General features: G+C 44.7%; 20 protein-coding genes and 1 pseudogene. 7 read left to right on the top strand and 14 right to left on the bottom strand.

From position 1 onward, the window contains the following. Positions 1 to 269: 269 nt before the first annotated feature. Together IQ263_RS16755 and IQ263_RS16750 are read left to right on the top strand one after the other, a co-directional pair. The gene (locus IQ263_RS16755; protein WP_194068542.1) at positions 270 to 1,040 is read left to right on the top strand and encodes a TerC family protein; all 771 of its coding nucleotides are present in this window, start codon (positions 270 to 272) and stop codon (positions 1,038 to 1,040) included. A gap of 96 nt (positions 1,041 to 1,136) precedes the next feature. Further along, a complete protein-coding gene (locus IQ263_RS16750; RefSeq protein WP_228050112.1) occupies positions 1,137 to 1,388 on the top strand; it encodes a hypothetical protein in 252 nt (83 codons plus the stop codon). Here IQ263_RS16750 and IQ263_RS16745 read toward each other — a convergent pair. The 9 genes from IQ263_RS16745 to IQ263_RS16705 form a co-directional block, all read right to left on the bottom strand. Then, the gene (locus tag IQ263_RS16745; RefSeq protein WP_194068539.1) at positions 1,385 to 2,839 is read right to left on the bottom strand and encodes a cation:proton antiporter; all 1,455 of its coding nucleotides are present in this window, start codon (positions 2,837 to 2,839) and stop codon (positions 1,385 to 1,387) included. The genes IQ263_RS16750 and IQ263_RS16745 overlap by 4 nt on opposite strands. Before the next feature lie 355 nt (positions 2,840 to 3,194). Continuing rightward, the gene (locus IQ263_RS16740) at positions 3,195 to 3,857 is read right to left on the bottom strand and encodes a Na(+)/H(+) antiporter subunit B (RefSeq protein ID WP_194068537.1); all 663 of its coding nucleotides are present in this window, start codon (positions 3,855 to 3,857) and stop codon (positions 3,195 to 3,197) included. Beyond that, positions 3,854 to 4,468: a DUF4040 domain-containing protein gene (locus IQ263_RS16735; protein ID WP_194068535.1), complete on the bottom strand. Its 615-nt coding sequence runs from the start codon at positions 4,466 to 4,468 to the stop codon at positions 3,854 to 3,856. Before IQ263_RS16735 ends, IQ263_RS16740 begins: the two co-directional genes overlap by 4 nt. Next, the gene (locus tag IQ263_RS16730; RefSeq protein ID WP_194068553.1) at positions 4,465 to 4,767 is read right to left on the bottom strand and encodes a monovalent cation/H(+) antiporter subunit G; all 303 of its coding nucleotides are present in this window, start codon (positions 4,765 to 4,767) and stop codon (positions 4,465 to 4,467) included. The genes IQ263_RS16735 and IQ263_RS16730 overlap by 4 nt, the downstream gene beginning before the upstream one ends. Beyond that, complete coding sequence (locus IQ263_RS16725; protein ID WP_194068533.1) at positions 4,767 to 5,018, bottom strand: hypothetical protein; 252 nt, start codon at positions 5,016 to 5,018, stop codon at positions 4,767 to 4,769. Before IQ263_RS16725 ends, IQ263_RS16730 begins: the two co-directional genes overlap by 1 nt. Beyond that, a complete protein-coding gene (locus IQ263_RS16720) occupies positions 5,015 to 5,401 on the bottom strand; it encodes a Na+/H+ antiporter subunit E (RefSeq protein WP_194068531.1) in 387 nt (128 codons plus the stop codon). Before IQ263_RS16720 ends, IQ263_RS16725 begins: the two co-directional genes overlap by 4 nt. Next, positions 5,398 to 6,825 (bottom strand): cation:proton antiporter, encoded by a 1,428-nt coding sequence (locus IQ263_RS16715; protein ID WP_194068529.1) that lies wholly within the window; start codon positions 6,823 to 6,825, stop codon positions 5,398 to 5,400. The genes IQ263_RS16720 and IQ263_RS16715 overlap by 4 nt, the downstream gene beginning before the upstream one ends. A 9-nt stretch (positions 6,826 to 6,834) precedes the next feature. Continuing rightward, complete coding sequence (locus tag IQ263_RS16710) at positions 6,835 to 7,170, bottom strand: NADH-quinone oxidoreductase subunit K (RefSeq protein WP_194009618.1); 336 nt, start codon at positions 7,168 to 7,170, stop codon at positions 6,835 to 6,837. 185 nt (positions 7,171 to 7,355) lie between these two features. After that, positions 7,356 to 7,865: a Uma2 family endonuclease gene (locus IQ263_RS16705; protein ID WP_339384875.1), complete on the bottom strand. Its 510-nt coding sequence runs from the start codon at positions 7,863 to 7,865 to the stop codon at positions 7,356 to 7,358. Between IQ263_RS16705 and IQ263_RS16700 the strand changes: the two genes are divergently transcribed. Continuing rightward, positions 7,842 to 8,045, top strand: coding sequence for a hypothetical protein (locus IQ263_RS16700; RefSeq protein ID WP_194068527.1), 204 nt, complete (start codon positions 7,842 to 7,844; stop codon positions 8,043 to 8,045). The two genes, IQ263_RS16705 and IQ263_RS16700, sit on opposite strands and share 24 nt — an antisense overlap. Before the next feature lie 23 nt (positions 8,046 to 8,068). Here IQ263_RS16700 and IQ263_RS16695 read toward each other — a convergent pair. Then, a pseudogene (locus tag IQ263_RS16695) lies at positions 8,069 to 8,236 on the bottom strand (nucleotidyltransferase family protein); the annotation flags it as partial. Between the two features lie 78 nt (positions 8,237 to 8,314). After that, positions 8,315 to 8,941: a TMEM175 family protein gene (locus IQ263_RS16690; RefSeq protein WP_228050110.1), complete on the bottom strand. Its 627-nt coding sequence runs from the start codon at positions 8,939 to 8,941 to the stop codon at positions 8,315 to 8,317. A 27-nt stretch (positions 8,942 to 8,968) separates the two neighbouring features. Here IQ263_RS16690 and IQ263_RS16685 point away from each other — a divergent pair, with 27 nt between their 5' ends. After that, complete coding sequence (locus IQ263_RS16685) at positions 8,969 to 9,289, top strand: hypothetical protein (RefSeq protein WP_194068525.1); 321 nt, start codon at positions 8,969 to 8,971, stop codon at positions 9,287 to 9,289. A gap of 39 nt (positions 9,290 to 9,328) precedes the next feature. After that, complete coding sequence (locus tag IQ263_RS16680; RefSeq protein WP_194068523.1) at positions 9,329 to 9,508, top strand: hypothetical protein; 180 nt, start codon at positions 9,329 to 9,331, stop codon at positions 9,506 to 9,508. 76 nt (positions 9,509 to 9,584) lie between these two features. Here the strand turns inward: IQ263_RS16680 and IQ263_RS16675 are convergent, their stop codons facing one another. Together IQ263_RS16675 and IQ263_RS16670 are read right to left on the bottom strand one after the other, a co-directional pair. Continuing rightward, on the bottom strand, positions 9,585 to 9,869 hold the full coding sequence (locus tag IQ263_RS16675; protein ID WP_194068521.1) for a hypothetical protein: 285 nt from the start codon (positions 9,867 to 9,869) through the stop codon (positions 9,585 to 9,587). Between the two features lie 93 nt (positions 9,870 to 9,962). Further along, positions 9,963 to 10,670 (bottom strand): hypothetical protein, encoded by a 708-nt coding sequence (locus IQ263_RS16670; RefSeq protein ID WP_228050109.1) that lies wholly within the window; start codon positions 10,668 to 10,670, stop codon positions 9,963 to 9,965. Positions 10,671 to 10,674: 4 nt separating this feature from the next. Between IQ263_RS16670 and IQ263_RS16665 the strand changes: the two genes are divergently transcribed. Both IQ263_RS16665 and IQ263_RS16660 read left to right on the top strand, forming a co-directional pair. Next, entirely contained in the window at positions 10,675 to 10,824 is a 150-nt protein-coding gene (locus tag IQ263_RS16665; protein WP_194068519.1) for a hypothetical protein, read from the top strand. Between the two features lie 145 nt (positions 10,825 to 10,969). Then, positions 10,970 to 12,892 (top strand): ABC-F family ATP-binding cassette domain-containing protein, encoded by a 1,923-nt coding sequence (locus tag IQ263_RS16660; protein WP_194068517.1) that lies wholly within the window; start codon positions 10,970 to 10,972, stop codon positions 12,890 to 12,892. 60 nt (positions 12,893 to 12,952) lie between these two features. On the opposite strand, the gene IQ263_RS16655 is transcribed toward IQ263_RS16660, so the two are convergent. After that, entirely contained in the window at positions 12,953 to 13,195 is a 243-nt protein-coding gene (locus IQ263_RS16655; RefSeq protein ID WP_194068515.1) for a type II toxin-antitoxin system PemK/MazF family toxin, read from the bottom strand. Positions 13,196 to 13,233: the final 38 nt, after the last annotated feature.

Genomic DNA, 13,233 nt, shown 5'->3' with positions numbered 1-13,233 from the left:
GAGGCCTCGTCGGCAGCGTCAGTGTGTATAAGAGACAGGGGGAGATGGGAGTCGGAAAAATCGTCATGCTCGACTTTTAGGCTCAACATCCATAGGTTAAATCCGTTAAATCCCTTAGAGAATCCGTTGCCGAACTTGCTTAAGCGCGATCGCCCGCGACAAATTTACCGTCATAGGTTAAGATAAGTGAAGGTGACACTAATTTTAAATAGAGCCGGTGATTTGTGCTGCGCTCTTAGCTTGCAAATCTTAGGTGCAGAAAATAGTTAATGATAGATCAATTTCTTGAAGGTTCGCCCAATTTGGGAGTTGATACCTTTTTCTTATTGTTAGTTTTGGTGGCTTTGGAGGCTGTACTTTCCGCTGACAACGCGATCGCCTTGGCATCTATTTCTAAAGGTTTGGAAGATCCAAAACAACAGCAACAGGCTCTCAATTACGGTTTAATAATTGCTTTTGTACTGCGAGTAGCACTAATTCTAACAGCGACTTGGGTGATCAAGTTCTGGCAATTTGAACTGCTGGGGGCGCTGTACCTGCTGTGGCTAGTTTTCCAGCACTTCTCCTCAAATCCTGATGCAGAGGGAGAAGATCAAGGGCCTAGATTTGGCTCTCTGCTGCAAGCAATTCCAGTGATTGCTATGACAGATTTAGCATTTTCTTTGGATAGCGTTACTACTGCGATCGCCATTTCTGACGAAATCTGGCTGGTGGTTACTGGAGCCACAATTGGAATTATCACCCTGCGATTTATGGCGGAATTGTTCATCCGCTGGCTCGATGAGTTCGTACACCTAGAAGATGCGGGCTACATTACAGTTGGCTTGGTGGGAATGCGATTGTTGGTGAGAGTAATTGACGACAGTTTAGTACCTCCCCAGTGGCTGCTAATTTCCTCTATCGCCTTGATGTTTATTTGGGGATTTTCTAAGCGCACTCCCGAGGCGTTGGAGATTGCCGAATCCTCGGAAATTGCTCTCAATCCAAATGATTCAGAAGTTGTATTACCGGAATCGCCAGCAGAGAAGTCCGAAGTTTAACTAGACAGCATATTCTATAGCATTTCTCCTTAATGTGAGTTGCTCTTGTTCGATCGGGTATGGATCACCCGATCGCTTTTTCGTACTTCACAACGCTTGAAAACCGCTATAGATATAGAAACCGGGTTTTTTAGAGTGTTGGGCTTGTCAACGGATGGGCGATCGGTAAACCCCGTTTCTGGCCTCGACTGTAACGCATTTAAATTATACGTGCTGCGCCCAGTCGGAGCAACGGCCCGCTCATTGTTCGATCGTTTTTTGTCAGATAATTTAAATGTCGCAACAGCTTGCTGCACCAACATGGAATCTGCTGTATTACCTGCGTGCGATCGACCATTATTCCCCTAGAAGGTAGCTTCGCGCCCGATAATGCACGCTAGCACCATCCAAAAGAGTACCAGCAAAGTCAGACTCATCACACCCACCAGATGATCGAACTCCTCAGCTACACGCGGCAGTGCGATCGCCAACCGTTTAATAAATAAAACATAAATCAGCCAACCAATCGCGATCGTCAGCAGTGCTTTGATGATTGTCTCAATCGTATAAGCATCTAAATACACCACATTTGCGATAATTAGCCCGCTAATTAAAAGTGCGATCGCCGGCCACAATCCAGGCTGGACTTTCTGTTTTTCTCCACGCGGGATAAAGATAAATTTGGCGAAGGATATAGCTGTACCAACAGCAGCAATGTTCATCGGGATTACCTGCCAATCTGCTAGATTTTTGATTGTCAATGCTTTAGCCCCAAATCCTGCCAACAAGGGAAAGCCCGAAATCGACAGGCTGGCGATAACTAAGGCAATCCAAAGGTTAGGATCTATGGGTTTATATTGTAATTCCTTAAGGTTCCGACTTGGTAAAGAACCGGAAATTAAAAATAGAGTTGATTTAACCAAACCGTGAGCCAGCGCGTAAACTCCACCCACTGCCGGTGCCACCAAGATAAACCCTAACTGCGAAATTGTGTGAAAAGCCAGCATCCGTTTTGTATCTTTTTCAAAGACGGCATAGCAGATTCCCATTAAAGCCGTCGCTACGCCAAAAATTCTGACGATCTGATTAATATCATCGGAAATTAAAGCACAGCGCAACAGCGGTAAAATACTGGCTTTGATGACAATTCCTGATAGTAATGCTGAGACTGGGGTTTCTGATTCTGAGTGAGTTAGCGGCAGCCACAATCCCGATACAAAAATCCCCCCTTTAATCAACAATCCTAGAAATATCAGGGCTAACGCTTCTGGCGGCGCACCCTTTAAACCCTCAAAACGAAAGGAATTATGGGTTTGATATACTAGCGCAGCTCCCACCAGATAAAATAGCATGGCGGTGTTGCTGATAAATAGATAGCGCAAAGCTACCCATAAAGAGCGATCGGTGCGAGGATAGGCAATTAACAGAAAAGCAGCAATCCCGCTGACTTCTAAGGCGACATATAAACTGACAAAATCTGCACAGACAAACGGAGAATTGATACTCCCATGCAGAATAATCATCATAGAGTAAAAGAAAGCTGTTTTATCGCCGTCCCAACAGTAGAAAATTACCGCAGCAGTTACGATCGCATTTGTTAAGATAAAGTAGGCGCTTAAATTATCTGCGACTAATTCGACACCGAAATTATCTAGTAACTGTAGTTTAACGGGTGACTGTTCGAGAAATAGCAGCAGCGCGTAGCCAGCCGAAACAAAGGTGATACCCAAGGCGAGATATTTGTCAAGCTTGGGGAGTAAATAAATGACGAACCCAATAAAAAATGGTAGTGTCAGCCAAGCGATCGTCAGGATATTCATTAATGGGTTTTAGGGCGTGTTATTTTTTTCAATCGCATCAAAAACTGAATCAAAAAGTCGATCGGGGATGGAAATATGTTTGCCGGCGAGTTATATCATATCCGATCGATTAACCAGGTTCGTAGTGCGGACTTTATTTATTGCGGCTAATCCACCGGACAGGATATTAGTCGATCGCCCTTTGATGAGACTGGTTTTCCCCAGTCTACAGCAGACACCTCCAATAATTGTTGTAAAGCAGGCATCCTGCCTGCTCTTTACAGGCTTTTGAGGAGAAGTTTAATAGAGATTTCTATTTCTCAAGTAGCCAGCATTTTAATCGCTCCTGCCAAGCAATTATGAATGCTACAATCCATCACAACAAGCCGCGATAATGGATAAAAACTAACACCACCGCCCACGAGCCCAAGGCAACTTTCAGCGCCACCAAAATATTCAACAAAGGAAGCAACCCACCACTAATTAATGCTCCAAACTCTCCATGTGGCAACTCTATCCCACATAAAGTTATCGCAGACAAAAGAATAAAAACTAGCACCGAAATCTTCTCCCATCTCGCCGCTTGCCATTTTTCATAAATCCGCTGCATCCACTCGGATGATGAAGTAATTGCTACCAAGCCGATCGCAGTTCCGCCCGCTACACCCGCCGCAAAACCGCCCCCCGGAGTCAAATGCCCCCGCAGTGACAATTCAATACTCACTAAAGCCGAAATAGTCGCTCCTAAACGAGATAAAATAATAGATGGTTGATCGGTAAACTGATAAATTGTGCAGGACGGTCTTTCTGTAGCCAACAGAAATTTAGCTCCCATAATGGCGATCGTAAATACCACCACTTCAAAAATCGTGTCATACAGCCGATTTCTGAAAATAATCGCCGAGACTGCATTCGGAATCCCACTATCCTTGACAATCAATTCTACTATTGCCAATCCCGATACACCTGACGTTGGATTGGCAAAAAATAGCATTTTGATGTAAAGCAATATCCCCGCCGCAATGTAAACCCATTTCATTGATAATCCTCCCCTGAACCTGAAGCAAGTTTATAATCGAGACTCGTGTTTATTGAGGAAATTTCAGGCTGCATGATGTCATACAGCCGCTGGATTCTCGTGACAGTTAGATAATGTTTTGTTTCTGCCCCACCCGTGGCATCACTATCTAGCACAGGCACACAAGTTGCATGAATTTCTTTCTCCATCAGGGCGCGGTGTAAAGCCTCCAAACTTGTAAAAGGTACTACCTCAATGCGGAGATAATACTTGCTAAAAATTCGGCGAAAATCCTTCATCAAGGAGTTAAAATCGCGGGGACTCTCTACCGTCAACACTACTTTTAAAACATCGCCCTGAGACTCGACTTTCTCCTCTTCCAACACGCCCAAACGCATCACCAAGGACGATCGCACCGCCACCGCATAAAGCGTTATTGCCAGCATCGTACCCATCAATGCTTCTGTCAAAGCCACATCTGCAGCCCCAAACACTGAATAGATCAACGCTGCGATCGCACCTAATATGCCCCGAATGACTAGGGCGTGGTAGGGATTCACCTGAACTACTACCATACAAGCAGCCAAGGGCAACAGTGCAGTTAAAATATAAATGTAGCTATCATCATTCATAATATCTCCGGTGGAAACTCCGTCTGATTTTCTTCCCCGTCACTCGAACAGTGTGCAAAAACATACCCCAGCATTGTATTCCAAATTGCTAAGGAAATAATCGCCAAAATTAGCAGTGGCCATTCACTGGGTATTTGTAGCAGCAGCGCCACGAGGATCGCCATCGATCCCAAGGTATCGGAAACTGAAAGACTGTGTAACTTAAATAATACCGATCGCTTCCCGAGTAGGTGAGAAGTTCCCCAAAACCAGAAGAATACTCCTACAACCATCAAGAAATAACTCAAAACATCAATTATCATAGGTCGTCCAGTCGTTTTATGATATGTGCCAACAGCATTAATCCCGCATTTCCTACGGTGAGGATAATCGCCCCCACAGCGCCAATCATCCAATCATCGCGCAAGACAGATATGAACAAAGTCATAATTCCTGCCTTTGTGGAAATACTGGCCAATGCCAGCATTTTCTGCCAAATATCATCATCCTTCCATGCTTCGTACATGGGGATGAGCATAGCTGCAATCATTGCAATTAGTACCAAGTTCATGGATTTTCCCTCGTCGGCAGAACCCTGTGGACTTCGTAGGAACCTGCGTGGTTGTGTCTCACAACAATTGTTTTGGGTGTAAAGGTAATCACAAATACATCCAAAAATATCATGATCGGCGACCTTTTGAGTTTTACCCGTTCCAGAATCATGTCTTCTCCGTTGTGGGGATTGACAATAATTTGAAAAGCTTCAATGTATGCTACTGGAATCGCAATCAGAATTTTTTTAATCATTTTTAGCCAATCCTTAAACCTTTCCGGGGATGTATAGCCACGGGGGAGAAGAAAGGCAATCAGCACACCAATGATGATATTTGCTGGACTCAGATCGGAAGTCAGCAAAAACCAAATTGTCAATCGTAATATCAAAGTTCCAATCATGCTAGTGCCATCCAAAAGAGTACGATCAAACTTAGAGTCATTACACCGATCAGATGCTCAAATTGCTCAGCTACGCGCGGCAGATCGATCGCCAACCGTTTAATAACTAAAACATAAATCAGCCACCCAATCGCGATCGTGCCAATGGCTTTGATGATGCTCTCAACCGTATAAGCTTCTAAGTACACCACATTTGCGATAATTAGCCCGCTAGTTAAAAGTGCGATCGCTAGCCACAAACCGATTTTGATTTCTTGTTTTTCTCCACGGGGCAGAAAGATGAATTTGGCGAAGGCTATGGCTGTGCCAAGTGCAGCGATATTCATCGGGATCTCCTGCCAAGGTGCTACACTTTTTAATGTCAACACTTTAGACCCAAATCCTGCCAACAATGGAAAACCGGAAATCGAGAGACTGGCGATAACTAGGGGAATCCAGAGGTTATAGCCGATCGGCTTAGATTGCAGTTCTTTGAAGTTTCTACTTGGTAATGAGCCGGCCATCAAGAACAGATTTGATTTCACTAAACCGTGACCCAGCGCATAAATCCCCCCTACTTCTGGCGCTGCGAGAATAAAGCCTAACTGGGAAATTGTGCTGAAGGCTAACATCCGTTTTGTGTCTTTTTCAAAGATCACAAAAAAGACCCCCATTAAAGCTGTTGCTACGCCAAATATTCTGACGATATTACCAATATCGTCGGAAATTAAAGCACAGCGCAAGAGAGGTAAAATACTGGCTTTGATGACAATTCCTGATAGTAATGCTGAGACTGGGGTTTCTGATTCTGAGTGAGTTAGCGGCAGCCACAATCCCGATACAAAAATCCCCCCTTTAATCAACAATCCTAGAAATATCAGGGCTAAAGCTTCTGGCGGCGCACCTTTTAAACCCTCAAACAGAAAGGAATTATGGGTTTGATATACTAGCGCAGCTCCCACCAGATAAAATAGCATGGCGGTGTTGCTGATAAATAGATAGCGCAAAGCTACCCATAAAGAGCGATCGGTGCGAGGATAGGCAATTAACAGAAAAGCAGCAATCCCGCTGACTTCTAAGGCGACATATAAACTGACAAAATCTGCACAGACAAACGGAGAATTGATACTCCCATGCAGAATAATCATCATAGAGTAAAAGAAAGCTGTTTTATCGCCGTCCCAACAGTAGAAAATTACCGCAGCAGTTACGATCGCATTTGTTAAGATAAAGTAGGCGCTTAAATTATCTGCGACTAATTCGACACCGAAATTATCTAGTAACTGTAGTTTAACGGGTGACTGTTCGAGAAATAGCAGCAGCGCGTAGCCAGCCGAAACAAAGGTGATGCCCAAGGCGAGATATTTGTCAAGCTTTGGGATGAGAGCAATCACGAACCCGATAAAAAATGGTAGTGTCAGCCAAGCGATCGTCAGGATATTCATTGATGGGTTTTAGGGCGTGTTATTTTTTTCAATCTCGCTGGTTTCCAACGTGGGATTGTCTCGTGCTAGCTTCATCACACCCACCAGCATCAGGGCTTGAATTGAAAAGCCGATGACGATCGCCGTTAAGATGATCCCCTGGGGGACTGGATCGGCGTAAGCTCTATTTTTGACTTCTCCCATAATTGGGGTATACAAGCCATTGAGGGATGCAATCACGACATAATAGGCAATTACACCGGTACTCATCACGTCCATAGAGACGATTTTCATTACCAGGTTCTTTTTGAGGATGATACCAAAAAATCCGCACAGTATGGTGGCAAATACGAAGGCTTCTAACACAGAAGTTTTTGTGGCTTAAGGTTTGGCGATCATCATACATTATTTAGGTCTACTAATGGGAAAAGCGTGTTAAATTGGAGTAGCGATTACAATCAGGGCGATCGCGCTGGTGATGCAGCGAAAGGGCGATCGCAATTTTTTATGTTGTCGTCAGACAGCGGGTGTTCTTTGTGTATCGCGATCGACTACCGCCCCAAACTCACACCGCGATATAGCTCCTCGATCGCCACATCAAGCTGTATACTCTGAAATATCGCTCTATCTGCCGCACCATAAACTACCGTTTCCCAACGTTCCCCGTTCTCATCTTGCACCTGACGGCGACACTCTACCCGCATCTCATCCTGGGAGATTAAAACATATTCTTCCAAGGATTTAAGCTGTTGATAATCTGCCAACTTATCGCTACAATCGAAGTTTTTAGTGGAAGGGGATAGCACTTCGGCAATTAATTTAGGATAGCGCTTCACATAACGATCGTTGCGATCGCGCGGATCGCAGGTGACAAAGGCATCTGGATAGTAGAAAAACGCATCGGCATAATTCACCTTGACATCACCGGAAAAAAACTGACAGTCGCCATCACGCAGGTGAAGATTAATTGCGGTTAAAAGATTAATACTGAGACGGCTATGATTATCGCTACTTCGGGCCATTGCGTAGACTAAACCATGCCGATATTCATATCGGATGATATTATCGCGTTCGAGGGAAAGGTAATCTTGGGGGCTAAATCCAGACGGAATCGCAATTATGATGTGGGAGAGAAAATCAATAGTTTAATTGTAGCGAGTTGGGTTTCTGAAACTGCTGACAATGGATTTAATGGTACAGCCAGTTGTTCGGGCGCTGACGCTCGCGACTATTTGACATAGATAGTTTGAGCGGTAGAGAGAATTTATTGACGGCGAATCCAGTTGGAACTGCGCTCGATCGCCTGTTTACTGATTAAATCAACTGGTCTGCTTAGCAGTGCTTCGAGTTCTTCCTGCATTTTGGCGCGATCGAGTAGACTCCAGTTGGCTGTGGGGGCAAAAGCAACTAGGATATCGATGTCGCTTTCTGCATGAAAGTCGTCATTTGGTAATTAGTAATTGGTAATTGGTAAGACGGAGAATGAGCGTTAAACTCCCCCTAATATTCTTCACGAAGTCAGTATCTTCTCAATACGCCGATCGGGGATCAGCCACACGATCGCAACTAAAACATACAGCATGAAAGCAAACAACGAGTTCACAAAGGAAAGCAGGATTGCGGCAGCATAAATCACTACTGATACCTTACCCTTAAAGTCTCGCCCAAGTGCAATTGCCAGAGTAGAATCTTTACCGTGGTAAGAAATAAGGACACGAGTAAGAATGAAGTAAGCGATCGCAGCCAACAACAGCACAGTGCCATAAAGCGCAACTGGCCAGGCCGCGAAGTGGTTTTCGCCTGTCCAGGCAGTGACAAAGGGAATCAGTGACAACCAGAACAGCAGATGCAGATTAGCCCACAAGACATTACCATTGACGTGCCGAGTCGCCTGTAACAAGTGATGGTGGTTGTTCCAGTAGATACCCAGATAAATAAAACTGAGTACATAGCTCAGAAATACTGGAACTAGCGGACGCAGCGCAGCTAAATCAGCTTGATGGGGCACTTTCAATTCGAGCACCATAATGGTGATGAGAATGGCGATTACACCGTCGCTGAACGCTTCTAACCTGCCTTTACCCATTTTTGCATATCCTCCTTTTCTGCTGGCGCTGGCGATCGCTTGTAATTCCAACAATAATTTAGCATAAGGTCGGTTGCAGTGATGTGTGGTACCTCGATCGGCGATCGTTTGCACTTACCAACAAAGCCCACCATTTTGCTTGCCTCATCTCGGCTAAAAACAGATAATCTTAACGGACTTTTCGCTCATCTGTGGTTTAAGCAGTCGATCGGCACGACTTCTTATAAATACCCGATCGAGCAACGAGTAGAACGGGAGAAGCAGTTGTTGAAAGAAAAAGAGCGATCGATTAAGGAAGCGCGATCGCGGTTATTTGACATAAATAGTTTGAGCAGTAGAGAGAATTTATTGACGGCGAATCCAGTTGGAACTGCGATCGATCGCCCGTTTAGTGATTAAATCGATCGCTCTTGTTGCTGGGCTGACTCACTCGCCCTCATGCTTCATACACCTCACTGCGATGGGCGATCGCGCCACAAAAAATACCTGCACGACTTCATCCTCGATCGAGTAAATGACTCTGCAGTCCCCAATTCCGTAGCGATAGTACCCTGCAAAATCTCCTTTGAGGGCTTTAATATTAGGGTGCGATCGGGGAGTTTATTCTATCTGTTCTAAACATCGGGCAATTTTCTTCGCTAGGGCTTTGTCAGCATTGACATAAACCTTTTGAGCATCAGAATACAGAAGAACTTCATACATCAGATCGAAGACTTTTCCAGTTTGTGTAATCAGTTTTAGGGGTTGCTTGATTTTGCTTAACTCGCTCTAGCAATCCAGAAATTGCCAAAAGTTCTTGAGTTGCAGCTTCGCTTTCAGCATTTGCTAAGTAAGCCGCAAAATCAGCAAGCACCTGTAATCGTTCCGGTGATAGTTGCTGGAGTAAGTCATTAAGCTGGCGGTGTAACTCTGTCACAGATATCAAATCTGCTGAGGAGCGATCGTTCATCTGGGAATTATCCGTGTTTTTTTTCCTCATTTTACCGCAGAGGATTTTTTTATCGATCCTAGTGGCGATCGCTATTTCAAGCAATTAATTTTTTATGTATTACAATATAAACTCAGTCTTATATTAATTTATTTCACCAACAACATAACGAATAACTGCCCCTTCATACTCAATTTTTACAGCAGATTGCCAGAGCATTTCTTCTGACCAGAAAGGCTCATAATAGTAAACTATCTCTAATGACAGGCAGGACAAATTCTCTGCGAGCATTGCTTCGGGCGATAAAGGTTCGTCGTATGATATATCGTTAGAAATATCTCTAGGCCAAGGAGGCGGAGGCTCACCTGTAATGTATTGATAGTCCTGATTGGTGAATTGTGTTTCTCTCCATTTCACTGCTCGACCGGAGAACAAATCTGTTGCGCCGATAAACTCACCTCCCTCGGAAAAAATTTCGATAAAGCTAGTATTGTTTTCCCAACCATCATCACACAAGCCTGCAACGAACAAAAAAAATGTGTCTTGTCCAGCAATCGGAATTTTTACCAGACATAATTCACTAATCGTCCACTGGGAATACCAGAAGTGACGCTCGAAAGCATCAGAAACAGCTTGAGGAATATTCTGCTGCGCTCTTTGGATTTCTACACAATCAAAACCTGAACTAACAAACTTTGCCAACAATTTAAGACTGGCAATTTTTTGATAAATTGGGCAAACGTCAGGGCATTTATTACAAACTACTGTCTCGTATAAAGTCACTTCAGGGTTCGCTTTCCAAAACTGCTCGTAAAACTGCCTGACGGCAAACTTTCTTTCATCTAAATCCATAACCATGACTATTTTTACTCTCCGATCGATCGAAAGACAGGCGCGGCGAAGATGGGATGAGAATTGGAAAAATGGGTGTGCGTGCGATCGCGTTGAGCGACTGCAATGGGCCCAGCGGAATTACGAGCTGGTACAGCGCCCTATTATTCCCTGATAGTTTATTGAGAGAGTTTTGCTTGAAGAGCCTGAAATATTTGTTCTAGCTCAACCCTTGCTTCAAGTTGAAGTCGATATTACCACAAGTAAGCTTAAATCCCCATCAGCGCTAAACTAAGTTAGGTAAACGATCTTATATACTCATGACTATTTTTACTCTGCGATCGATCAAAAAAGACTTCGGCATCAAGGAACTCTTGACAGATGCCAGTTTCAGCCTCGATGAAGGCGATAAAGTCGGACTCATCGGCACCAACGGTTCCGGGAAATCCACCCTGCTGAAAATGATTGCCGGTATGGAGTCGATCGACTCTGGCGATCGCTGGGTCAATCCAGGGTCTACAATTGTCTATCTCCCGCAACAGCCCGATTTAGAGGAAAATCATACGGTTTTAGAGCAAGTATTTGCCGACAGCGGCGAACAAATGGCTTTAGTGCGCGAATACGAGGAAATTTCCGATCAATTGTCCCACGGCAAAGGCGATACAGACAAGTTAATGGCGCGTCTGTCTGCGGTGTCCGAACGCATCGATCAGGTGGATGCGTGGGATTTGGAAACTAAAGCTAAATTGATTTTGACTAAGTTGGGAATTGAGGATTTTCATGCGAAAATTGCCGATTTGTCCGGCGGCTACCGCAAGCGAATTGCCTTAGCAACGGCTTTGCTTTCCGAGCCCGATGTGTTGCTGATGGATGAACCGACAAACCACTTGGATGCGCTGTCTGTGGAGTGGTTGCAAAACTATTTGAACGGCTATCGCGGTGCTTTGCTGCTGATTACGCACGATCGCTATTTTCTCGATCGCGTTACCAATCGCATCCTGGAGATCGATCGCGGCGACCTTTACAATTATGCTGGAAATTACGCTTATTACTTGGAGAAAAAAGCCCTAGCTGAAGAATCCGCCGCCAGCACTCAGCGCAAATTTTCGGGAGTATTGCGGCGCGAGTTAGAATGGCTCAAAAAAGGGCCGAAGGCTCGCAGTACCAAGCAAAAAGCCCGGATAGATCGCATTAAAGATATGCGCGCAGAGGAATTCAAAACAGCCAACGGCAAAGTCGAAATTGCCACAGCGGGCCGCCGGATTGGTAAGAAGGTGATTGAGTTACTGCATATCAGTAAAGCTTACGGCGATCGCACTTTAATTAAAGATTTTACCTACAATTTCACTCCCGAAGACCGGATTGGAATTATTGGCTGCAACGGTGCGGGAAAATCGACATTGATGGATATCATCACCGGACGCATTCAGCCGGATTCTGGTACTGTCGAAATTGGCACAACCATTCATATCGGTTATTTCGACCAACATTCAGAGGATTTGACGCCGAACGAAGACCAGCGAGTTATTGAATACTTGAAAAGTGTAGCCGAGTTGGTGCAAACGGCGGATGGAGAAATCATTACCGCTTCTCAAATGTTGGAGAAGTTTCTGTTTCCGCCGAACCAACAGTATGCGCCGATTAACAAACTTTCCGGCGGGGAAAAGCGCCGATTATTTCTGTTGAAAGTGCTGATGAGTGCGCCCAACGTGCTGATTTTGGACGAACCGACAAACGACTTGGACGTGCAAACTCTGGCGGTTTTGGAGGATTATCTCGAAGATTTTAACGGCTGCGTGATTGTGGTGTCCCACGATCGCTATTTTCTCGATCGCACAATTGACATGGTTTTCGCCTTGGAACCAGGAGGCAATTTGCGTTTGTATCCAGGGAATTACTCGGTGTATTTGGACTATAAGAAAGCTGAAGAAGCCAAGGAAGTGCAAGAACAAAAAGAAAAAGAAAAACTTGCACGCACTGCAGCATCTAACAACTCAAAACCCAAAGCTGTTACTTCAAAATCCACCAAAGTTTCGTTTAATGATAAGCGGGAATACGAGCAGTTAGAGACTAAAATTCCGCAGTTGGAAGCTGAGAAAGCAGAGATTGAGAAGATTTTGTCTGACAATGCTCCGAGCGGGTTTGCTGAGGTGAAGAAATTATCCGATCGTTTGGCGAAATTGACTCAAGAGATCGATCGGGCGACGGAGCGCTGGTTGGAATTGGCGGAACTGGTGGGTTAATTTTGGGCAGTGCTACTATAGATACAAAACCGATCGCAATCCTTCGTCTGTTTGTGCTTGTCAAGATTCTGGTAGCACTCCCGCACGCTCCCCTAAAAACGTTTTGTCCGCAGTCAAAATTTGAGATAGATTAGCAACAGAATCTTTGGTCAAACCTGTAGCTTGACTTGGTAACAAGACATGATATCGTGTCCCCACGCGCAACCCGGTTCTTAGTGCGGACTTCACCGCACTACGAGCCTCTATCATCAAATTCAAGTTTTCTGTCAAAATCGGCGAATTACCGCTAAACGGGGTTGACAAATATGGTTAAAAGTGTATAAGCAGTCAGCTTTAGTAAG

Origin of the sequence: Tychonema sp. LEGE 06208, assembly GCF_015207505.1 — a bacterium.
Classification (GTDB): Bacteria; Cyanobacteriota; Cyanobacteriia; order Cyanobacteriales; family Microcoleaceae; genus Microcoleus.
This window is presented reverse-complemented; position numbering and strand designations above follow the sequence as displayed.

What these genes read in the sequence shown, in the direction of transcription:
- IQ263_RS16755 (WP_194068542.1), top strand. Translation starts at nt 270, where the DNA reads ATGATAGATCAATTTCTTGAAGGTTCGCCCAATTTGGGAGTTGATACC.
- IQ263_RS16745 (WP_194068539.1), bottom strand. Translation starts at nt 2,839, where the DNA reads ATGAATATCCTGACGATCGCTTGGCTGACACTACCATTTTTTATTGGG.
- IQ263_RS16740 (WP_194068537.1), bottom strand. Translation starts at nt 3,857, where the DNA reads ATGAAATGGGTTTACATTGCGGCGGGGATATTGCTTTACATCAAAATG.
- IQ263_RS16735 (WP_194068535.1), bottom strand. Translation starts at nt 4,468, where the DNA reads ATGAATGATGATAGCTACATTTATATTTTAACTGCACTGTTGCCCTTG.
- IQ263_RS16725 (WP_194068533.1), bottom strand. Translation starts at nt 5,018, where the DNA reads ATGAACTTGGTACTAATTGCAATGATTGCAGCTATGCTCATCCCCATG.
- IQ263_RS16720 (WP_194068531.1), bottom strand. Translation starts at nt 5,401, where the DNA reads ATGATTGGAACTTTGATATTACGATTGACAATTTGGTTTTTGCTGACT.
- IQ263_RS16715 (WP_194068529.1), bottom strand. Translation starts at nt 6,825, where the DNA reads ATGAATATCCTGACGATCGCTTGGCTGACACTACCATTTTTTATCGGG.
- IQ263_RS16700 (WP_194068527.1), top strand. Translation starts at nt 7,842, where the DNA reads ATGCCGATATTCATATCGGATGATATTATCGCGTTCGAGGGAAAGGTA.
- IQ263_RS16680 (WP_194068523.1), top strand. Translation starts at nt 9,329, where the DNA reads ATGCTTCATACACCTCACTGCGATGGGCGATCGCGCCACAAAAAATAC.
- IQ263_RS16675 (WP_194068521.1), bottom strand. Translation starts at nt 9,869, where the DNA reads ATGAGGAAAAAAAACACGGATAATTCCCAGATGAACGATCGCTCCTCA.
- IQ263_RS16670 (WP_228050109.1), bottom strand. Translation starts at nt 10,670, where the DNA reads ATGGATTTAGATGAAAGAAAGTTTGCCGTCAGGCAGTTTTACGAGCAG.
- IQ263_RS16665 (WP_194068519.1), top strand. Translation starts at nt 10,675, where the DNA reads ATGACTATTTTTACTCTCCGATCGATCGAAAGACAGGCGCGGCGAAGA.
- IQ263_RS16660 (WP_194068517.1), top strand. Translation starts at nt 10,970, where the DNA reads ATGACTATTTTTACTCTGCGATCGATCAAAAAAGACTTCGGCATCAAG.